The organism is Shewanella sp. GXUN23E (assembly GCF_050865035.1).
Taxonomy (GTDB): Bacteria; Pseudomonadota; Gammaproteobacteria; order Enterobacterales; family Shewanellaceae; genus Shewanella.
In genome coordinates this window covers 267,697-289,258 of record NZ_JBOZWP010000001.1, presented here as the reverse complement: position 1 = coordinate 289,258, position 21,562 = coordinate 267,697, and the positions used below count along the sequence as shown (strand labels likewise).

Genomic DNA, 21,562 nt, shown 5'->3' with positions numbered 1-21,562 from the left:
TATGCTAATCTCCCGATAGTTATACTGGCTTCATCACTGGTATCGGTCGCTGCAGTTGGGGCTGAATCCATGGACGGCGTCATCGCTGATGGGACGCGCCATAATGAAGAAGGTATCGATGGAGGGAGATGAACATGAAACGTTTGATGGTTCTGCTATGGCTGGCGGGCAGTGCCTGGGCTGGTGATATAAAAGTACATGATCAGACAGAACAATATGATCCATTTGCTGTCAGGGACAGCAAGCGGGCTGAGCATCAGTGGCAGGAGCAGCAAAACCTGCAGCGCCAGCTTGAGCTCATCGATAAGTTGCCGGTTGGCTGTTTGCTGGTAAGCCAGCCGTCCAATCACTATCGCTGTGGCAATGATTTCTTCCGTCCCTATCCGCAACCCCGTGATGGTCAGGGACCGAAATATCAGCGGATCCCTAAGCCGGTCAAGCCCTGAGCCGTATATAGCGTTTCCGACTAAAACATCAAATTTACAGGGGTATATTTCATTTCAATACCGGCATAAAGCGCATAAGGTTAAAGAGTACCTAATTCATTTGCGTCTAATGCGACTGGCATAAAGTACGCATCCACCGGGCTATCCATGTTCGTCACTGATACCATCAGCGAGCATCCGCGGCCCTGAGGAGCCTGTATGTTGCTGCGTCCTGCTATTCTGGGATTGATGCTGCTGATTAGCGGCTGTCAGACCAGTGTAACGTCCCTGCCTGATGTCAACTTGCTGTTCCATGATGAACACTTTAATGCCGATTCACCGGTGCCCTCAGCCGACAGCATCCTTCAGTTGCCGCCTGCACTTGCCAGCGATATCCGCCATCAGTTTGAGCGCGCGCGTCTGGCGGATAAGGGGATACAGGCACACCAATGGCTGAGCGAATATATTCGCGAGCGGGATGGCGGATTCCAGTATCGGGATCATTTCACCCGCAGCGCCACAGAGACGTTCCATCGCCGCGAGGGTAACTGTCTGAGCCTGGTGGTACTGACAACGGCGCTTGCTGATGCCCTCAATGTGCCGGTGCAGTTTCAGGAGGTTGAGGTAGAGCCGGTTTGGGACAAGTGGGGACAATTTTATTTGATCAATGGTCATATCAATATTCGCCTTGCGCCACCTTCAGACAATCGCTCGATTAGCGTCAGCGCCCAGTCTGTGCTGGTGGATTTCCTGCCGGAGCGGGCAATTCGCGCCTATGGCACCCACAGAGTCGATCAACTCACCGTCATGGCCATGTTTTACAACAATCTGGCCGCAGAAGCGCTGGTCAATAGCCAGCCGGACATGGCTTATGCGCTGGCGAAAATGAGCATTCAGCTTAAGCCTGACTTTGTCCAGGCAATCAATACCTTGGGCGTAGTTTATCGGCGGGCGGGGATGGCTGATGCCGCTGAAGCTGCTTACCGCTATGCGGTTGCTCTTTCCGGAGAGAATCTTAATTCGCTGAGTAACCTGGCATTGCTGTTGGGTGAGCAGGGGCGATTGGACGAGTGGGCCCAAATACACAGGAAGCTGGAGCTGGCGCGCATCCGCAATCCTTATTACTACTATGATATGGCCGAAGAAGCCTTTGCCCGAAATGACTACAGTCAGGCGCTGGACTGGTATTGGCGGGCAGTAAAACTGGCCGACTACCAGCCGGAGTTTTTTGTTGGTTTGTCCAAGTCCTATTGGCGACTGGGAGACAGAGACAAGGCGGAGTCCAATATGAATAAAGCGATAAACCTGGCTACTGATGGAGAAGACCGGCAAAGATATCAATACAAACTGAAAGCCATGCGGCGTAATGCTGAACATCGTGGTTGATGGCTGTTGAATCTTGTTATTTTGTTTTTGTAAAAACCAATGAAAACAATGTAATAAACAATGTTATTGAAATAAATGGTGATTGCGTTGCAATGCATGGGGTAAATCGTTAGATTGACTGTAAAACAATATATAACGATGAGGCTCCCTATGTATTACCAGAATGACGATGTCCGTATTAATGAAGTTAAGGAATTGCTTCCGCCTGTCGCCATTCTGGAACGATTTCCTGCCTCAGAGGCGGCCTCCGAAACTGTGTTTACCACCCGTCGCGCGATTGCCAATATTCTGGCCGGCAAAGATGATCGTTTGCTGGTGGTAATTGGTCCCTGTTCCATTCACGATCCCAAAGCGGCACTGGAATACGGGCAGAAGCTGCTGGCGCTGCGACAGGAGTATCGGGATCAGCTGGAAATTGTGATGCGGGTATATTTTGAAAAGCCGCGCACAACTGTGGGATGGAAGGGGCTGATCAATGACCCTTTTATGGACAACAGCTTTCAACTGAACGAGGGGCTGCGCAAGGCCAGAAAGTTGCTGTTGGATCTCAATCATATGGGAATGCCCACTGCAGGCGAGTTTCTTGACATGATCACTCCGCAGTATCTGGCAGATCTGATGTGCTGGGGAGCGATAGGCGCCCGCACGACTGAGTCTCAAGTTCACCGAGAGCTGGCTTCTGGTCTTTCCTGCCCGGTGGGATTCAAAAATGGCACCGACGGTACTATCAAGGTCGCCATTGATGCTATTGGTGCCGCCGCCGCTCCACACCATTTCATGTCGGTCACCAAGTATGGCCATTCAGCTATTGTGTCGACTAAAGGTAACCCGGATTGTCACATTATTTTGCGCGGCGGTAAGACCCCAAATTACAGCGCCGATCATGTCCGGACAATTTCAGCCCAATTACAGACAGAAGGTTTGAAGCCGAGCCTGATGATTGACTTCAGTCATGCCAACAGTGCTAAACAATACCAGCGTCAGATGCAGGTGGCCGAAGATGTCGGCGGGCAGATTGCCGGTGGTGAACAGGCTATTTTTGGGGTGATGGTGGAGAGTCATCTGGTGGCTGGTCGTCAGGATCATGTGCCGGGACACGCTTTGACCTACGGCCAGAGCATCACGGATGCCTGTATTGGCTGGGAAGATACCGAAACGCTGCTGGCAGGGTTAAATGCCAGCGTGATTGCCCGCAGAAACGCGGGCTAGTTGTGGTGATGAATAGCAAAAGAGGGGCTTATGCCCCTCTTTTTTGTGCCGGTTACTGTTTGACCTGCATATAATGCCAGTTCCATTTAATCGTTGATCTGTTCCTGCGGGAGTTCAATGCGCTTGAGACAAGGTCATTGACCGCTCCTTGGCAACTGCTCCTGCGCTGCGCTACCTCCCGCATCCATGCAGTCGTGCGTTAATGACATTCACCACATCCTTGTCGCTTGCGAGCCGGCGAAGTCATAGCGGTGCTATGTCAAGACGGCTGAGCACAGTATCAAGTGCATTGAATCCCTGACACGCTCTGAATTGATCAAACTATTAATGAAGTTGGTATACAGCGTCACCCTTGATATCCGGGCGTTAAAAAACCGCATTGCAGCGAAACTCCTTTTCCTGACGGCAGATACTCAAAAGCTCCTGACAACTGTTTTCTTCGATCTGCAACTATCGACACAGGCGCGCTGCCGAGACAGCGTCAGAGTTTCGTGGCCCCCTGTCAGATGTGCCCTGCAGTCGCTTGAGTAAGCCATCTCAGTTGCACGCCGCTGTGATTGATAACCCTGGTATCGCCGGTGTGCTGGTGTGGCAAGGCCCTATTTTGCACTGAGCTGACGTCCCTGTTGTGCCCGTTTGTCGGCGATTGAATGCGGACTGTGACTCCTGTTACGAGTTTTTCAACTGTTGGGAAATGTACTCATTGGCTTTGGCAAGAGTGCCAAACGAAGCAATCAGGTTTTTTTTCCCTTTTTCGCGAATTTCGGGGTTGTCCGATTCGATCATCATCCATACCCAGGTTTTCAACAGCGGTAGCGGTGGGTATTGAACTTTTGTGGAATCCAACATAAATCGTCCTTCAAAGCATATTTGTTATAAGTGGTTTTATATTAAATTTTATCGCCTGTTGTAGTGTATTGATGTTATGCAGGCGTCATTGAAGAGTATCAGATTACGGCGCATCAGATAATACCAAACAGGAGAAATATTCTGCGGTTTAACGGCAGTTTTATCAGGATGATACAGATTAATCCTGTTCATCAGTGTTAAATTCCGGTGAATTATTCGATGTTCATATCAGGCAACTAACGCTTGCTGCAGCTGGTATACTCCTTGATACTTTATCCATCACATTGATAACAGGCGGGTTTTATGCGTCCTTCCCGGTATGTGGAACAGACTCCCCCAGAACGACTGCATTGGCAGGTACTGGGATTGTTGTGGCCTTATCTGCTGGAGTTTAAATTTCGGGTGGCGCTGGCATTGTTGTGTCTGATTGCTGCCAAACTGGCCGGAATTGCCATGCCTTTTGTCCTCAAGGATCTGGTTAACACCCTGGATGTCGACAAAGTACACACGGCGCTGGCGGTACCTATTGCGCTGGTTGTGGCTTATGGCGGGCTGAGATTTCTATCAGCGATTATCGGTGAGGTGCGCGATACCCTGTTCGGGCGGGTGACAGAGCGGGCCATTCGTCGACTGGGATTGAATGTATTTCGCCATCTGCACTCTCTGGATCTTGCTTTTCATCTGGATCGCCAAACCGGTGGTCTTTCCCGTGATATTGAGCGTGGTACCAGCGGTGTGTCCTTTCTGATGCGGTTTATGGTGTTCAACATAGTGCCAACGTTGCTGGAAATCGGCGTGGTGGTGGGGATCTTCTGGTACAACTATGGCTGGACATTTGCGCTGGTCACGGCGCTGGCAGTCGTCGCTTACGGGGTGTTCTCGGTGATCGCCACCGAGTGGCGAACCTCCTACGTACGCGAAGCCGCGCTGGCTGACTCCAGTAGTAATACCCGGGCGATTGACAGTTTGCTCAACTATGAAACGGTCAAGTATTTCAACAACGAGGCCTACGAATTCAAGCAATACGATCGGGCGCTGGAGCGCTGGGAGAAAGCCAAACGGGACAACCGTTTGTCGCTGTTTGCTCTGAACGCCGGGCAGGCATTGATTATTGCTGCCGCCATGACAGTGATGATGTGGCTGGCTGCCGCCGAAGTGGTGGCCGGGGAGATGACCCTGGGGGACTTTGTGCTGGTCAATGCTTTCATGATGCAACTCTTTTTGCCTCTTAATTTCCTGGGGTTTGTTTATCGCGAGATCCGCGGCGCTCTGGCCAATATTGAAAAACTGTTCTCACTGCTGGATGAGCAGCCCGGAGTGGTGGACGCCCCGGATGCCCTGGACAGTCAACCGGGACGCGGCGAGCTGAGTTTTGAGCGGGTGAGTTTTGCCTATGGTGAGCGGCAGGTACTTACTGATGTAAGTTTCAGTCTGGCACCGGGAGAAAAGGTTGCTATTGTCGGTGAAAGCGGTGGCGGCAAGTCCACCATCATCAAGCTGCTGTTTCGTTTTTATGATGTTGCTGGCGGCGCGATTCTGCTTGATGGCACGGACATTCGCCGTTTGAGCCAGGACAGCCTCAGAAAACAACTGGCAATCGTGCCTCAGGATACTGTGCTGTTTAACGATACCCTATATGAAAATATCCGCTATGGACGGCCGGAAGCCAGTGAAGGCGATATTCAGGAGGCAGTGAAACTGGCGCATTTACAGACACTGGTATCACGACTACCCCAGGGACTGAACACCCGGGTTGGCGAGCGGGGAATGAAATTGTCCGGTGGCGAGAAACAGCGGGTAGCAATTGCCAGGGCGATATTGAAAGGCGCTTCGGTGCTGGTCTTTGATGAGGCCACCTCGTCGCTGGACAGTGGTGCAGAGCAGGCGATTTTATCAGCGCTGGATGATGTGGCTGCAGACAGAACATCGCTGGTGGTGGCCCACAGATTGTCGACGGTTGTGGATGCTGATCGCATTCTGGTGCTGAACGGCGGGCGAATTGTCGAACAGGGAACCCACCAGTCATTACTGGCGATACAGGGGGAATATGCCAAGCTGTGGGCGATGCAGCACCAGCAAAGCGTTGCATAACAAGCAAATCCCGCTGTTTGCTCAATTGGTACAGGCCCGGTTCAGGCTGGACCGATCATGATGTGTTTCCGCATTGGGAGGCTCATCATGGAAAACATCAGATTAAGGGTCAAGGTTGAGGGCTGCAGTCACAGTGTTGACACGGACTGGCTGACCATCTCCAGGACACTGACTTTACGTGCAGTTTCATCATCAGAATTAGTGGGGCTGCATACTCAGTTGTGTGCCGGCGTACGGGTGACGACCCGCGGGTTGACGCTTGGACGCATTAACCCGGGTTCCTGTCTGCCGCAGGAGCCGATGGATCTGCCGCTGACCGGACTATCCCGCATATAGCCATCATTGGATGTTGTTATTTTTACCCTGGCAAATTTCTCCACGTACGGAAAACAAAACACCCCGTCGATGCGGGGTGTTTACGCCAATTTTCTGCAGCGTTTGTTGGGACTAGCGGCAGTGCTTGTCTGCCTGCCACGCTTCACAGGCGGTGCCGGGTTTAAATTGTTCCAGCTTTTTGGGCTCCAGAGGGGTAATACTGCCCTCCCGATAACACAGGAGTGCTCCTTCCAACTCTGTAAAGCGGCGGCAATTTTTGCAACTACTGTGGGATGAACCTTTCAGAGGGGTTGAAGATACGGCATTCATAATCATGAGTTCCCTGGTTATGGCTTGCGGGTCGCAAAAAATCAAATAGTGTGACCCGGAGCACGAATCGACGGTTATGATAATGCGATGTCTGTCTGTTTTCAAATCAATTTGCCCTAAAAGGTTGATTTAATTTTAATTGTTGCCATTTGGTTGCGATTTGGTTGGGTGCTGGTGTCGTAATTTTCGGCGAATATTTGCGCTGGAGAGTTCTGTTGTCGGGCCGATAATCTGTTGAGGCAAATGGAGGCTGTCATGTCGGCAATTCAAACGATAAGCGGGTCATTTGGGGCAAACTTGCTGCGTCAGGCTGCTCGTGCAGGGATTTCTGCTGAACCTGTGGTTAAGGACAGTACCTTGAGCGTTAAGGTTGGCGGTGGTGTTGATGACAACATGCTGTGGCAACTTGCCTGGGGACAGATCCGTCAGACGCTTGACGATGCCTTTGCTGACAGTGGAATCAGCGGGTTTTTGCGCAACAAGTATGAGGCATTGCAGGAGCCCTCAACCGATTTGTTTGGCATGGCGCTGCAGTACGGCAGCAGGCGCATGGGGCCGCCAACCGCCCTGCAATACGCGGGTCTATCACCATTGATGGCACTGGGGGCGGCTTTGGATGAAGGTTTTGCCAACGCGATGGCAACCCTGGATAGTCTGGGCGGCAATCCTGAAATCAGACAAAGTCTGGCGGACAGTCGCCTGAAATTACAGCGGGACTGGCAAAATCAGGTGTCTTCGTTGCTGATTGCTGGAGCGAGCGGAGCATCGTTTGGCTTTGCCCGCTGAGGCAATCATTCCCCCCGCTTAGTGTCGCAGGCTTTGCTCACTCCGAGCCTGCCGATTTCTGCTATGTTCAGATAACCCGCCTTAATAAAAGGGTTTTTGTACCTGTTCGAAAGCGATATGCTGAATTTAATACCGCTGGTATCAACAGCACCCGGTTGTCGGTGTTAAGGAGATCTGAATTATGTGGACTGGCGCGACTGTGATCGAGCGCATCGACTGGAACGACAAGCTCTTCACGCTCAGGTTGAAAGCCCGGATTGAGCCCTTCATTGCCGGGCAATTTATTAAGCTGAGTCAGGAACGGGATGGGAAACGGATCGCCCGGGCTTATTCGCTGGTCAATCCTCCGGATGCTGAATATCTTGAAGTATTGGCTGTGCACGTTGCGGATGGTTTGCTGTCACCGGCACTGCATACCCTGAATGCCGGGGATGTGGTTGACATTTCGCCCAAGGCAGCGGGCTTTATGACGCTGGATGAGTTACCTGCAGATATGGGAAAACACTTGTGGCTGCTGGCCACAGGCACTGCCGTGGGTCCCTTTATCTCGATGCTCATGACTGAGACTCCCTGGCAGCGATTTGAGAAAATCGTGCTGGTCTATGGCGTTCGCCTCAAAGAGGATCTGGCTTATTGGCAGGCACTTAACCAGCTTGCAGCCAAATACTCCGGCAGACTGACGCTGATCCCCTGTGTAACCCGTGAAGAGATGACCGACGGCCTGAGCTGCCGTATTCCGGAGGGCCTGGAAAATGGCAGTATTGAGGCTCTGGCTGGCTTCAGTATTACTCCGACAGACAGTCAGGTGATGATATGCGGTAATCCTGGCATGGTGGCAGATTCACTCAGCTGGCTGCAGGGGCGGGGGCTTGCCAAAAATCTGCGGCGTGCACCGGGGCAAATTACCATGGAAAAATATTGGTGAAGGAGTACCGGCAATGACAATCCTCTATTATTCAGACGCTTCTCCATACGCCAGGATGGTGAGGGTAATTATCGACCATCTGCAACTGCACCATATTCAATTACGGTCGACTAATCCCTTTGATAATGAAGAAGCTTTTGTCGACGCCAATCCGCTGGGTAAAGTGCCCTGTCTGGTGTTGGGGGATGGCAGTGCGCTGTTTGATTCTGAGGTGATTTGCCGATATCTGGATGTCGAGTACGGTCAGTCTCGTCTGTTTGCACCCGCAGACAGCCACTGGGCCAGGCATTGTCTGTGGTCAATGCTCAAGGGCATGCTGGACAGTGCGGTCGCACTCAGACAAGAGCAGCTTCGCGCCGAGGAAGGCTGCTCTTCGTTGTTCTGGAAAGCCAGATTTGAACAGGCGTTACTGCGAGGTGTTCGGCAGATAGAGCATTCAGGCCTGCTCAATGATGACAGTTTGACGGCCGAGCGGATTGCGCTTGTGTGTTTACTTGAATATCTGGATTTTCGTCATCCGGGCCTGAACTGGCGCAATCTGGCGCCTGCAACAGCGCTGTGGTTGACCCAGGTTGCCAAGACAGAGGTATTTGGCCGCTCCCGTCCGACACCTTAACAAACTGCTTCACGTCAACCTATTGCCGCACAGTCTTTGCGGCATTCCTCTGCGTATCTCATCGGATAAATTTGCACCAGACAGTGCCGCCCAATCAGCGATTCAGGTTGCCCGTATCAACAAGTTTCTGTACTCTTTGTGCATTGATAACCATTATCATTACAATAATCATCTGGTGTTGTTTCGGTCGATATGGAGAGCAGGGAATGAAGTTGGTTAAGCGTATCACCAAAGTGGGTGCCGTGTGTTTGGCGGGAATGATCTCCTGGTCTGCGCTGGCTGCAGATAAGGTCACAGTTTACTCCTACCGCCAGCCTTTTCTGATTGAGCCTATCCTTGAAGATTTTACCCGCCAGTCAGGTATCGAGGTGCAACTGGTGTTCGCCAAAGATGGTCTGGCCGAGCGGGTTGCCAGGGAAGGACGCCTGTCTCCTGCAGATATCGTACTGACGTCAGATTTCTCCCGGCTGATGGAAATGGTTGATAAAGGCCTAGTGTCACCGGCGGTGAGCGATACGCTGGCACAGAATATTCCTGCCCAGTTTCGCTCTGCAGACAACGATTGGTACGCACTGACCATGCGGGTGCGTAACGTTTATTCGGCCAAAGCGCGGCTGGGAAAGCTGGCACTGGATCTCGAAGATTTGGCCAAACCCGAGTTCAAGGGAAAAATTTGTACCCGCAGTGGCAAACATCCTTACAACATTGCGATGGTAGCATCCATGATTGCCCATCACGGCGAAGCGGACACCAAAGTGTGGCTTGAGGGCGTCAAAGGGAATCTGGCCCGTCGCCCGCAGGGCAATGATCGCAGCCAGGTGAAAGCGGTGAAAGAAGGTCTGTGCGATATCGCCATTGGTAACAGCTATTATCTGGGCAAGATGCTGGCCGATCCCGAGCAGCGTGCCTGGGCTGAAGCCGTGGAAATCAACTTTACCAATCAGGATGACCGTGGTGCCCATATCAATATTTCCGGTATGGCAATGACCAAACATGCACCGAACAAAGCGGCGGCACTCAAGCTGATGGAGTACCTGTCGTCTGACCGGGCACAGGCCAGCTATGCGGAGCTTAACTTCGAATACCCGGTGAAGGTCGATGTACCTGTGTCCGAGCTGGTTGCTTCCTGGGGGGCATTCAAGGCAGATCCACTGGCGATCCAGGCGTTGGCTGATAATCACAGAGCGGCAGTCAAATTATTGGATGAGGTGAAGTTCGACCTTTAAGCCCCCGCCTGCAGTCAGTGTACAGTCCGGCAATGGTTGGCCGGACTGTGCCGGGTAATAAATATGATTCTTGGACTATCCTCTCGCTGGTCGGTATCGACTTACTTACTTGCCGGATTGCTCTGCACTCCTTTTCTGGCGCTGTTGCTGCAGGCCCTGATGCCGGATGAGCAGGTTTTTGCTCATCTGTTTGCAACCGTGCTGCCCACCTATATTGGTAATTCGCTGTTACTGATGGTTCTGGTCAGTCTTGGCGCGCTGCTGCTGGCTATCCCCGCAGCCTGGCTGGTGGCTCGTTGCCAGTTCCCCGGACGCCGCTGGTTGCAGTGGGCATTGTTACTGCCGTTGGCGATGCCAGCCTATCTGGTGGCCTACGTTTACACGGATTTACTGGATTACGCCGGCCCGGTGCAGCGCAGCGTCAGAGCCTGGTTTGGCTGGCAATCTCCGACTGATTACTGGTTTCCTGATGTTCGCTCGCTGGGCGGCGCCGCATTGATGTTGGCGCTGGTGCTGTTTCCTTACATCTATCTGCTTGCACGCACTGCTTTCAGTGAACAATCCATCAGTTTGAATCAGGCCGCCAGAGTGATGGGCTGTTCGCCATGGCGCAGCTTCTGGCGTTTGAATCTGCCAATGGCAAGACCGGCGCTGGCGGCCGGAGTGGCATTGGTCGCGATGGAAACTGCAGCGGATTTTGCGACGGTCAGCTATTTTGCCGTGCCGACCCTGACCACAGCTGTGTATGACACCTGGCTCAGTCATGGCAGTCTGAGTGCGGCTGCGCGTCTGTCGTTGATGATTTTGCTGGTGGTGTTAGTACTTGCTGCGCTGGAGCGGGCGTCCCGTCATCGACAGCAGCTGTATCAGAAGAACAGCTTCCACACAGGTCTGGAGTTACATCCGCTGTCGGCGACTAATGCCAAGTTGGCGACCGCTTACTGTTTATTGTTGCTGATCCTGGCCTTCCTGTTGCCTTTCGCTATTTTACTTGGGTATGCCATTGATTATTTTGAGTCCAGCTGGAACATAGCGTTCTTCCGTTACAGCCTCAACAGTCTGATGCTGGCGGCGATGGTCAGTCTGATTTGCACTGTTGTCGCCCTGACATTGCTGTTTGTGCAGCGTATCAGCCCGGCTGCCAGAGACAGACTGCCTGTGAGGTTGGCATCTTTTGGGTATGCACTGCCAGGGACGGTACTGGCCATCGGTGTGTTGGGACCGCTGACCGTGGCGGATTTCGCCATCAATGATGTGTTCGCCTGGTATGGTACATCCGGCCCCGGACTGATCTTTACCGGTACCACCTTGGCTCTGGTGTTCGCCTTCTGTATCCGCTTTGCTGCCATTGCGATTGGCAGTATTGAGGGCAGTTACAAGCGTATTTCTCCCTCGATGGATATGGCGACTGTCACCATGGGCAAGTCGCCACTGGCACTGTTTTCGCAAATTCATCTGCCGTTACTGCGCAAAGGCCTGTTTGCCGGCATGTTGCTGGTGTTTATCGAAGCCATGAAAGAGTTGCCTGCCGCCTTGCTGCTGCGGCCGCCCGGATACGAGAATCTTGCCACCCATGTATTCCAGTACGTCTCCGATGAACAACTGGAACATGGCGCGCTGGCAGCCATAGTGATTGTATTGGTGGGTTTGCTGCCACTGATTTATTTGAACCGTTCTTTTGAACAGGAAAACTGAGTATGTCGGCGTTATCCCTTAAAGGTGTTTGCAGTGAATATGCCGGGGTTCAGGTGCTCAAGCAGCTGGATCTGGAGATGGCTCAGGGGGAAATACTGGCACTGCTGGGCCCCAGCGGCTGTGGTAAAACGACTTTGCTGCGGGCCATTGCCGGATTGCAGGCTATTTCCGCCGGCAGCATTGCGGTTCAGGGGCAGAGCGTCAACGATGATGGTCTGTTTGTCCCCAGTGAGCAGCGCGGGATCGGTATGATCTTTCAGGATTATGCCTTGTTTCCTCATTTAACCGTTGCCGATAATGTGCTGTTTGGTGTGGTTGAGAAAGACAGATTCCGGCGTAATGCTCTGCTTGAGGAAATGCTGGCGCTGGTGAAGCTGTCCGGGCTTGAGCTGCGTTATCCCCATGAACTGTCCGGAGGCCAGCAGCAGCGGGTAGCGATTGCCAGAGCGCTGGCCTGCAAACCAAGGCTGTTGCTGTTGGATGAGCCATTTTCCAATATCGATGGTCAGGTTCGCCATGAGTTGATGCTCGAGATCCGCGCGATTTTGAAAAGTCGTAAGGTCAGTGCTGTATTTGTAACTCACAGTAAGGACGAGGCCTTCGTGTTTGCGGATAAACTGGCGCTGTTCAAGGGCGGTCATCTGGTGCAGCACGGCAGTGCAGAGGAGCTTTATTATCAACCCAGTGAACGCTATGTGGCTGATTTCCTTGGACAGGGAAACTATCTGCCCATTGACGTTATCGATGCGTTTCACATTGACAGCCCTCTAGGTCAGCTTCGCAGCAGCCAGATGCTCAGGTTCCCCGAAGGTTATCAGGGCGAGGTGCTGCTGCGGCCGCAGCAATTGACTTTACACGCGGATGATAATGGTGAGGCCGTTGTTGTTGAGCGGCGTTTTCTGGGAAATGTCTGCCATTACACAGTGGCTCAGGCGGGTGAGCAATTACAGGTTCGCAGTCAATTAACTCAGCTGCAGCCCGGACAAAGAGTCAGGCTGCTGACTCAGGACCATCCTCTGGTGATTTTCTAACCCATCGTTCTCTTGGTAAATCCTGGTTTCGTTTTCACATCATTGTGTTAGCTTAGACAGAGCAAAAACTGCACAGTGACAGTAACAATGAAAATGATAATAAGGAGAGGGGTATGGCTGGCGGTGCTGCTGGCATTCCCCGGATGGACCATGGACAGAATCACCGGCAAGTCGTTTGCAACGCGTTCAGAGGTTTATGCAACCCAGGGAATGGCGGCAACCAGTCAGCCTCTGGCAACCCAGGTCGCACTGGATATACTCAAACAGGGTGGCAATGCCGTTGATGCGGCCATCGCCGCCAACGCCATGCTGGGATTGGTGGAGCCTACCGGCGCTGGAATTGGCGGCGATTTGTTCGCAATTGTCTGGTCTGCCAAAGATAAACGCCTCTATGGCCTGAATGCGTCGGGCCGCAGTCCAAAATCTCTGACTCTCGATATGTTGACTGCCATGGGGCTGGAATACCTGCCGCCTTATGGACCTTTGTCTGTCTCTGTGCCCGGCACTGTCGATGGCTGGTTTGAATTGCATGACAGATTTGGCAAGCTGCCCATGACGGCCATTCTCAATCCTTCCATCGAGTATGCCGAACAGGGTTTTCCGGTGTCTGAGCTTATTGCCTATTACCTGCAGAAAAACGCTGCGCGGTTAGCGCAATATCCGGGCTTTGCGCAGGTATTCATGCCAGCGGGTAAGACGCCTGCGACCGGCGAACTGTTCCGTAATCCCGCGCTTGCAAGCAGTTACCGCAAAATTTCAAAGGGTGGCCGCGAGGCCTTCTACAAAGGCGAAATCGCCCGCACCATCGCGCAGTACATGCAATCTCAGGGGGGATATCTCTCCTATGAGGATTTGGCCTCCCACACCAGCGAGTGGGTTGACCCAGTGGCGGTAAATTACCGAGGTTATGATCTTTGGGAATTGCCGCCCAATGGTCAGGGCATAGCAGCACAGCAGATTCTGAAAACCCTTGAGCCTTTTGATTTGGCAAAGATGGGGCAGACCAGCGCCGAGTATGTGCACTTGTTTGTCGAGGCCAAGAAACTGGCCTTTGCCGACAGGGCGAAATTCTATGCTGATCCAGCTTTTAACGATATTCCGGTAGCGGCACTGATTTCAGAACAATATAACCGTGAGCGTGCCGGACTTATCGATCCTGGCAAAGCTGCCAAAAGCGTGGCACCGGGGAATCCCAATCTGCAACATGGTGACACTGTTTACCTCACCACTGCTGATCGGGACGGTAATATGGTGTCGCTTATTCAAAGTAATTTCCGCGGTATGGGCTCGGGAATGACTCCGCCAGGACTTGGTTTTGTGCTGCAGGACCGGGGGCAGCTATTCGATTTGACACCCGGGCGGTTCAATTCCTATGCGCCGGGTAAGCGGCCGTTTCACACTATTATTCCGGCTTTTGTGACCAAAGATGGTCAGCCATGGTTGAGTTTCGGCGTAATGGGTGGTGCAACTCAGCCGCAGATGCATGCGCAGATCATGATCAATCTGATTGATTTTGGTATGAATCTGCAGGAAGCCGGGGATGCGCCGCGGATTGTACATTCGCACTCCGCTCAGCCCACAGGTGAGACCATGACAGACGGCGGCTATGTGAGTCTGGAGTCAGGCTTCCCGATGGAAACCCGCAGAGAACTGGCCGAAAAAGGGCACGTTATTCGCGACAGTGTGGGGATATTCGGCGGCTATCAGGCTATCGGCAGGGATGTACAGCGCGGTGTTTACCGCGGGGCATCCGAGAGTCGCAAGGATGGTCAGGCAGCAGGTTATTAACGTCGGCCTGTGGTTGCTTGATGAGCACACCCAATAGCCGATTGGCACCCAGCAAAGTCTGTTAAATCAGCGGATTTGGGTTATGTCACATTTTTACACCTGAGTGTGCTGTCTGTATGCAGATTGGGGTAAAGTTGCAACCCTATGTTGCCGACAAATTTCAAATGCACAAGGTGAGATGATAATGGAAAACCAGGTTATGCCCCGTGAACAACTTGGAGTCTGCGCGGAAGGGAACTTACACAGTGTTTACCTGATGTTTAATGCCAATGATGGCGTGGAACAACAGTTGCGCCCCTGTCTTGCCAATGTCGCTCAGTATATTCATGAACTGGCGGATCAGTATGCCGACAGTGCCTTCAACGGCTTTGTGGCCATTGGTGCCAATTTCTGGGATGCGCTGTATCCCCACGCCCGTCCGGCTCAGCTAAAGCCATTCCCGGCTATGGAAGCGGGGAATCGCGATGCCCCGGCTATTGAGTTTGATCTGTTTGTGCACCTTCGCTGTGACCGGCTGGATATTCTGCATCTGGTGGCCAATGAAGTGGCTCAGATGCTGGAAGGATTGGTTGAGCTGGTTGATGAAGAGCGGGGATTCCGCTTTATGGACAATCGCGATCTGACCGGGTTTGTGGATGGAACTGAAAATCCCAAAGGTCGTCATCGTCAGCAGGTTGCACTGGTAGGAGAGGAGGATGTGGGATTTACCGGTGGCAGCTATGTGCATGTGCAGAAGTATGCCCATAACCTGAGCAAGTGGCATCGTTTGCCAATCAAAAAACAGGAAGACATCATTGGCCGTACCAAGCAGGATAATATTGAGTATGCCTCTGAAGACAAGCCGCTGACCAGTCATATCAAGCGGGTGAATCTGAAGGATGAGCAGGGAAACTCTATGGAAATCCTGCGTCAGAGTATGCCCTACGGCAGTGTACGTGAGCAGGGACTGATGTTTATTTCTGTGTGCCGTACATCCAGTCATTTCGAAAAAATGCTGGCATCCATGGTTCATGGTGATGGAGCAGGTCATCATGATCACCTGATGCACTTTACCCAGGCGTTGACCGGCTCATCGTTCTTTGCGCCATCGCTGGATTATATGCTCAGGTATGCAGATTGAGCTGAAGCAATAAATCGACATGATACAAAAAACGCGCCGGATGGCGCGTTTTTTGTCAATGTCACAGAATCACTCTGTGTAATTGAACAGATCTTTGACTGTGTCCAGCGTACTTTCAATATCCTTGATATTGGCCGGGCAAATAAAGATGGTGTCATCTCCGGCAATGGTACCCAGGATGCCTTCCGGCTTGCCCATGGAATCAAGCAGTCTGGCAATCAACTGTGCGGCACCAGGGCTGGTACGCACCACTATCATGGCCTGGTTGTGGTCAACGTCCAGTACCAGATTTTTTACCGGACTGCCGGCAGTGGGAACCCCCAGTTCAGCTGGCAAACAATACACCATCTCCTGCTTGGCATTGCGGGTGCGCACTGCGCCAAATTTGCTCAGCATTCGGGAGACTTTGGACTGGTTGATATTGCTGAATCCTTCAGCCTGCAAGGCGGTCACGATTTCGCTTTGAGAGCCGAAACGCTCCTCTTTCAGCAGCGCTTTGAACACCTTGATGAGTTCATCCTGATTTTTGCTTGTGGTCATAAGTTTTTCATCTTATTCATTCGACCCGGAGATTGTGAATACCAGCGGCAAATATGTCAACATTTTGCCGCTTTTGGTGAATAAAAATGCATTAAGGCACAAGGTTGAATTAGTTTCAGCCAGCACTGTGATGCTGATTTCATAAAGGATGTCAGCAAATTGCACCACTCCAATGGAGGGGCATTCGGCTTAAGTCTCATTGATATTTGGATGACGATAAAGTAATGTGGCGCCATCATGGAATTGGATGTATGTCACATATATCCGAAGCTTAGACGGAGATAACTATGAAAGTTGCTGTTCTTGGTGCTGCTGGTGGTATTGGTCAGGCCCTGGCGTTGTTGTTGAAAACCCAACTGCCTGCCGGTTCGAAATTGTCCCTGTATGATATTGCACCTGTTACCCCGGGTGTTGCTGTGGATCTGAGCCATATCCCCACTGACGTAGATGTAAAGGGATTTGCTGGCGAGGACCCAACTCCTGCGCTGGAAGGCGCTGATATCGTACTTATCTCTGCGGGTGTTGCCCGTAAGCCAGGTATGGATCGCAGCGATCTGTTCAATATCAATGCCGGCATTGTGCGCAACCTGATTGAAAAGGTTGCAGTAACCTGTCCAAAAGCCTTGGTCGGTGTGATCACCAACCCGGTTAACACGACTGTGGCTATTGCTGCTGAAGTGCTGAAAAAGGCCGGTGTTTATGACAAGAACCGTCTGTTCGGCGTGACCACTCTGGACGTTATCCGCTCCGAAACCTTTATTGCAGAAGCAAAAGGCCTGAAAGTGGACGATGTAAAGATCAATGTGATTGGTGGCCACAGCGGCGTAACCATTCTGCCTTTGCTGTCTCAGGTGGAAGGTGTGACCTTCTCCGACGAGGAAGTGGCTGCATTGACCCACCGTATCCAGAATGCCGGTACTGAAGTGGTTGAAGCCAAAGCCGGTGGCGGCAGTGCGACGCTGTCCATGGGGCAGGCAGCATTCCGTTTCTGTATGTCACTGGTTCGTGGCCTGCAGGGGCAAGCCAATGTAGTTGAATGTGCTTACATTGATGGTGGCAGTGAGCATGCGGTTTTCTTCGCCCAACCAGTGCTGCTGGGTAAAAACGGCGTGGAAAAAGTGCTGCCTTACGGTGAAATCAGTGCGTTCGAAGCCAATGCCCGTGATGGTATGCTCGATACCCTGAAAGGTGATATTCAGTTGGGTGTGGACTTCGTCAAGTAATCCAGACCGTTGCAGCTGCTTAAAATAAAAGCGAAGGCCTGACCTTCGCTTTTTTTATGCCTTGATTGCCCGCCTTGCATGGAGTTGGCACCGGTCGTTGAGTGCTCTGTCATCCAAGGCTTGTTCCGCTGCTGTAGGATTCGGTAAGTGTGTTGAGCAAACCCTGTTCATTCTTCATGATCAATGAGTTAACCTTCAGAACAGGTTGATCTTGCAGCAACTGACAGACGTATTTCGGGAGTAACATATGCCACACAGAGTAACCTCCATGGTGCTGAGCCATGCCATTATCAGGGTGACCAATCTCAGATTAAGAACCTATATAGGTTTTAACCCGGAAGAGCAGCAGAAACAGCAGGATGTGATTATCAATATGGAAATCCATTATCCTGCAGACAAGTCGTTTGAAACAGACAATGTTGCCGATGCCCTCAACTACAAAACCATCACCAAGAGAGTTATTCAGCATGTCGAAGAGGGACGGTTTCTGTTGCTGGAAAAGCTGGTGGCCGATCTTTTGGCCATTGCCGGCGAGCATCCCAGTGTTACCCTGGCAAGGGTCACGGTGGACAAACCCCATGCGCTGCGCTTTGCCGATTCGGTGTCGTTAACGCTGGAGAGCCGTGCTCTACCAGTGGCGGAGTCATCGCTTTCTGGTATTGGTGACGCCGGTAGCAGCATGCCTGCTGCCGATTGAGTTGTTAACCTGTAGAGAATCAAACCATGACTGACCCTGCTTTAAAAGCGCCCGCCAATGCGCCGGTTGTCATTACCGGTGTAGGTAAACGCATCGGGCTTTTTCTGGCCCGGACATTTCTTTCCCGGGGGATCCCGGTTGTGGGTACCTATCGAACGCACTATCCTGCCATCGATTCGCTGTTGGAGGCCGGAGCAGATCTCCATCAGGTGGATTTTTATCAGGCGGCTCAGGTAGATGGTTTTATAGAGAAGATCCACCACGGGTATCCTGTACTCAGAGCCATTATTCACAATGCGTCGGATTGGCTGAAGGATGGTGATTTGGCGGATTGCCGGGATGTCATGGCACGAATGATGTGTGTACATGCCAGTGTGCCCTACCAGCTCAATTTGGCGTTTGCCGATAAATTGCGGGCCGGGCGGGGAGATATCATCCATATCAGTGATTTTGTGGCATCCAAAGGCAGCGGGAAGCACATTGCCTATGCTGCCAGCAAGGCGGCCATGGATAATCTGACATTGTCATTTGCCGCCAAACTGGCTCCGCACGTCAAAGTCAACAGCATTGCTCCGGCACTGGTTTGTTTTAATGAGACGGATGATGAGGCATATCGGGTCAAGGCGCTGAGTAAAGCCTTATTGCCAAGAGAAGCCGGTTATGAAGAGCTGCTGGCCTGTGTTGATCTGCTGCTTGCCAGTCATTACATAACCGGACGAATATTGCCTCTGGATGGTGGACGCCATCTCAGATAAGTATCAGGCATGATTTTATGTGCCATTTCCTGTGAGTTCATAAATCCCTGCTATCCTCAATCTTAAGTGTTTTTAACCGTCAAGATGTTGGTTATCAATACAAAGTGATAGAGCAGACGACGATTAATGAATGCCAACAGCAGGAAATAACCCATGTTTAATTTCAAAGCCAAGCAGGAGCCGGCCTCATCAGCTGTTGAACACAGTGCACCGCTGGATGCGGCCATGATTGACTCCATCAAAAACTCCGTTGCCTACATCGAATTTACGCCGGACGGAACCATCAAGGACGCCAATACCCTATTTCTGAATGCGGTGGGATACAGTATTGATGAGATCCGTGGAAAACATCACCGGATGTTTTGTCATCCCAAATATGTCAATTCCCCGCAATATCGTCAGTTTTGGGCGGATTTGGCCAATGGCATGCCACAGGGCGGAATGTTCAGCCGCCTGAACAAAGCCGGTGATGAACTTTGGTTGCAGGCTACTTATATTCCTGTCCGCCATAAAGGCGAAGTAGTGAAGGTGTTTAAGCTGGCGTCAGATATCACTGAACAAAAGCAGCGTCTGGATGAACAGGCCGCCGTATTTCAAGCGTTGGATCGGGCTCAGGCGATTATCGAATTTACCCCCGATGGCACTATTCTCAATGCCAACAAGAATTTCCTCAGCGCCGTAGGTTACAGCAAGGAACAGATTGAGGGTAAACACCACAGAATGTTCTGCACCGACAAATTCTATCAGGATAACCCCGGTTTCTGGGCTGATCTGAAGGCTGGCCAATTCAAGTCAGGCATGTTTGAGCGCCGCGGTGCCGGTGGACAGGTACTGTGGCTCGAAGCCGTATACAACCCCATTATCAGTGGCTCTGGTGAAGTGCAGAAGGTGATTAAGTTCTGCTCTGATATCACCGAGAGAGTGCTGAAAGAACAGGCCGTCAGGGAGGCGGCCGAAGTGGCCTACTCTACCTCGGAAGAGACGGCACAAATCGCAGTGCAGGGAGCGTCTTTGTTACGCAACAGTGTGGAAACTTCAAGTGCCATCGCCGAGCAGGTGCAGCGCACCACCGAATCCATCAACCAGTTGAATGAGCAGTCCAAAAACATCGAAGCCATCGTTTCCACTATCAGCGCGATTGCCGAGCAAACCAATCTGCTGGCGCTCAATGCCGCCATTGAAGCTGCGCGGGCGGGGGATCAGGGACGGGGATTCGCAGTGGTCGCCGATGAAGTCAGACAGCTGGCGGCCAGAACCAGTCAGTCGACCGATGAAATTGCCTCTGTCGTTAGCGAAAACCGTAATTTGACGGCAAGTGCCACGGCTATGATGAATAAAGTGGCACAAACGGCTGAGTCCGGTAAGGATCAGATCAATCAGGTTGCCCAGGTGATGGAAGAAATCCGTGTCGGCGCCGAGAATGTGTCGCAGACCGTTGCTAACATCCAGTAATTACCAATATTAACCGAAAGCCCATTGGCCCGCAGTCATTACTCCGTATGCTGCGGGTCCTTTGTTTTTTGGGCTCCTGCCTGATCAGCTCATTTGTACTGTGTACAAGCTGCTATTGCAGATAACTCATGGCTGCCTGAGGTGATCTGCTATCCCAATTAAGTGTGCCGGTTATATTCCCCCCGTTGGCCAACGGGCACAGACAAGCTCACTGCGATTAATTACTTGGGTAACGCTGCCAGCCTATCCATCTGCCTGATTGCCGTCATGTCGTCAGCCCATTACACTCCCTTAAGATTAACTGATTGAATGTCTGCGTGATTAAGGAGAAAGGAATGGGACTGCTTGATGCCCTGATGGGAAATGCTTCTGAGGTGAACTTACCGGAGTTGCAACAGGAATTGCAGCCGATACTGGCAGATACCGAAGAGCTGGCACTGGCCTACAAGCTGATTCGGGATATGTTTGTATTTACCAACAAACGATTGATCCTGATTGATAAACAGGGAGTTACAGGGAAGAAGGTGAGTTACCAGTCGATTCCTTATAAATCCATCACTTTCTTTGAAGTGGAAACCGCCGGGCGTTTTGATTTGGATGCCGAGCTCAAGTTGTATATTTCAGGTCAAAAAGAGCCGCTAATCAAAGAATTGAAAAGAGGTACCGATGTGGTGGGAATCCAAAAAACCATCGCCAACTTCATGCTCTGACCAGACCAGGACCACTTTAGCCGCGACTCATGGTGATGGATGGTGATTATTTCGTCATGCTTATAGGGAATACTGCTGCGGGCGGATGAGCAATCGAGTTATTTTGCATAATGATGCACTCAACTCAGAGGGTGCATTATCCTATTTGTATTGTACGCAATAGAATCTTCTTGGTTTTAATCAGGTTATTTATCAGTTGGTCGATGTAAGGCGACTAGACTTAAGTCGTCTTCTAATTTTTGATGCGAATTTGTTAAATGATTAATCAAGATTAATATCCAGGGTGACGCCGATCTCACTTCTCATTGTTTCAACAGGATACATTCGGGATTGAGAGAGTTGGAGGTAGGCTCCTGTCAGAAAGCCCGTCTCCCGCCTGTATGTCATTTGTAG

19 protein-coding genes and 1 pseudogene are annotated in these 21,562 nt (G+C 51.6%); 18 read left to right on the top strand and 2 right to left on the bottom strand.

What is annotated here, in order from left to right; all coding sequences use genetic code 11:
- The first annotated feature begins 134 nt into the window (after window positions 1-134).
- From ACRRUX_RS01250 to aroG, 3 genes are all read left to right on the top strand, one after another.
- Window positions 135-446, top strand: coding sequence for a hypothetical protein (locus ACRRUX_RS01250; protein ID WP_432526384.1), 312 nt, complete (start codon window positions 135-137; stop codon window positions 444-446).
- A 198-nt stretch (window positions 447-644) separates the two neighbouring features.
- Window positions 645-1,811, top strand: coding sequence for a tetratricopeptide repeat protein (locus tag ACRRUX_RS01245; protein ID WP_432526383.1), 1,167 nt, complete (start codon window positions 645-647; stop codon window positions 1,809-1,811).
- Window positions 1,812-1,961: 150 nt separating this feature from the next.
- A complete protein-coding gene (gene aroG, locus ACRRUX_RS01240) occupies window positions 1,962-3,020 on the top strand; it encodes a 3-deoxy-7-phosphoheptulonate synthase AroG (protein WP_432526382.1) in 1,059 nt (352 codons plus the stop codon).
- Between the two features lie 669 nt (window positions 3,021-3,689).
- Here aroG and ACRRUX_RS01235 read toward each other — a convergent pair.
- Window positions 3,690-3,869, bottom strand: coding sequence for a hypothetical protein (locus tag ACRRUX_RS01235; RefSeq protein ID WP_432526381.1), 180 nt, complete (start codon window positions 3,867-3,869; stop codon window positions 3,690-3,692).
- Window positions 3,870-4,172: 303 nt separating this feature from the next.
- Here ACRRUX_RS01235 and ACRRUX_RS01230 point away from each other — a divergent pair, with 303 nt between their 5' ends.
- From ACRRUX_RS01230 to ACRRUX_RS01185, 10 genes are all read left to right on the top strand, one after another.
- A complete protein-coding gene (locus tag ACRRUX_RS01230) occupies window positions 4,173-5,960 on the top strand; it encodes an ABCB family ABC transporter ATP-binding protein/permease (RefSeq protein ID WP_432526380.1) in 1,788 nt (595 codons plus the stop codon).
- A gap of 87 nt (window positions 5,961-6,047) precedes the next feature.
- Window positions 6,048-6,296: a hypothetical protein gene (locus ACRRUX_RS01225; protein ID WP_432526379.1), complete on the top strand. Its 249-nt coding sequence runs from the start codon at window positions 6,048-6,050 to the stop codon at window positions 6,294-6,296.
- A gap of 564 nt (window positions 6,297-6,860) precedes the next feature.
- Window positions 6,861-7,391, top strand: coding sequence for a hypothetical protein (locus ACRRUX_RS01220; protein WP_432526378.1), 531 nt, complete (start codon window positions 6,861-6,863; stop codon window positions 7,389-7,391).
- 181 nt (window positions 7,392-7,572) lie between these two features.
- Window positions 7,573-8,316, top strand: a complete 744-nt coding sequence (locus ACRRUX_RS01215; protein ID WP_432526377.1) for a ferredoxin--NADP reductase — start codon at window positions 7,573-7,575, stop codon at window positions 8,314-8,316.
- 13 nt (window positions 8,317-8,329) lie between these two features.
- The gene (locus tag ACRRUX_RS01210) at window positions 8,330-8,932 is read left to right on the top strand and encodes a glutathione S-transferase N-terminal domain-containing protein (RefSeq protein WP_432526376.1); all 603 of its coding nucleotides are present in this window, start codon (window positions 8,330-8,332) and stop codon (window positions 8,930-8,932) included.
- Window positions 8,933-9,138: 206 nt separating this feature from the next.
- A complete protein-coding gene (locus ACRRUX_RS01205) occupies window positions 9,139-10,158 on the top strand; it encodes a Fe(3+) ABC transporter substrate-binding protein (protein ID WP_432526375.1) in 1,020 nt (339 codons plus the stop codon).
- A gap of 63 nt (window positions 10,159-10,221) precedes the next feature.
- Window positions 10,222-11,853, top strand: coding sequence for an ABC transporter permease (locus ACRRUX_RS01200; RefSeq protein WP_432526374.1), 1,632 nt, complete (start codon window positions 10,222-10,224; stop codon window positions 11,851-11,853).
- A 2-nt stretch (window positions 11,854-11,855) separates the two neighbouring features.
- Window positions 11,856-12,884 (top strand): ABC transporter ATP-binding protein, encoded by a 1,029-nt coding sequence (locus tag ACRRUX_RS01195; RefSeq protein ID WP_432526373.1) that lies wholly within the window; start codon window positions 11,856-11,858, stop codon window positions 12,882-12,884.
- Window positions 12,885-12,977: 93 nt separating this feature from the next.
- Window positions 12,978-14,672, top strand: coding sequence for a gamma-glutamyltransferase (gene ggt / locus ACRRUX_RS01190; protein WP_432526372.1), 1,695 nt, complete (start codon window positions 12,978-12,980; stop codon window positions 14,670-14,672).
- A gap of 184 nt (window positions 14,673-14,856) precedes the next feature.
- Complete coding sequence (locus ACRRUX_RS01185; RefSeq protein WP_432526371.1) at window positions 14,857-15,792, top strand: Dyp-type peroxidase; 936 nt, start codon at window positions 14,857-14,859, stop codon at window positions 15,790-15,792.
- 69 nt (window positions 15,793-15,861) lie between these two features.
- Here the strand turns inward: ACRRUX_RS01185 and argR are convergent, their stop codons facing one another.
- A complete protein-coding gene (gene argR / locus ACRRUX_RS01180; RefSeq protein WP_432526370.1) occupies window positions 15,862-16,332 on the bottom strand; it encodes a transcriptional regulator ArgR in 471 nt (156 codons plus the stop codon).
- Window positions 16,333-16,619: 287 nt separating this feature from the next.
- On the opposite strand from argR, the gene mdh reads away from it, so the two are divergent.
- From mdh to ACRRUX_RS01155, 5 genes and pseudogenes are all read left to right on the top strand, one after another.
- Window positions 16,620-17,555 carry a malate dehydrogenase gene (gene mdh, locus ACRRUX_RS01175; protein WP_432526369.1) on the top strand — a complete coding sequence of 312 codons (936 nt, stop codon included), beginning with the start codon at window positions 16,620-16,622 and terminating at the stop codon, window positions 17,553-17,555.
- A gap of 274 nt (window positions 17,556-17,829) precedes the next feature.
- Window positions 17,830-18,174: pseudogene (gene folX / locus ACRRUX_RS01170) on the top strand (dihydroneopterin triphosphate 2'-epimerase); the annotation flags it as partial.
- A 104-nt stretch (window positions 18,175-18,278) separates the two neighbouring features.
- On the top strand, window positions 18,279-19,007 hold the full coding sequence (gene folM, locus ACRRUX_RS01165; protein ID WP_432526368.1) for a dihydromonapterin reductase: 729 nt from the start codon (window positions 18,279-18,281) through the stop codon (window positions 19,005-19,007).
- A gap of 153 nt (window positions 19,008-19,160) precedes the next feature.
- Window positions 19,161-20,459, top strand: a complete 1,299-nt coding sequence (locus ACRRUX_RS01160) for a methyl-accepting chemotaxis protein (RefSeq protein ID WP_432526367.1) — start codon at window positions 19,161-19,163, stop codon at window positions 20,457-20,459.
- Window positions 20,460-20,794: 335 nt separating this feature from the next.
- Window positions 20,795-21,169, top strand: a complete 375-nt coding sequence (locus tag ACRRUX_RS01155; RefSeq protein ID WP_432526366.1) for a PH domain-containing protein — start codon at window positions 20,795-20,797, stop codon at window positions 21,167-21,169.
- The last annotated feature ends 393 nt before the right edge of the window (window positions 21,170-21,562 follow it).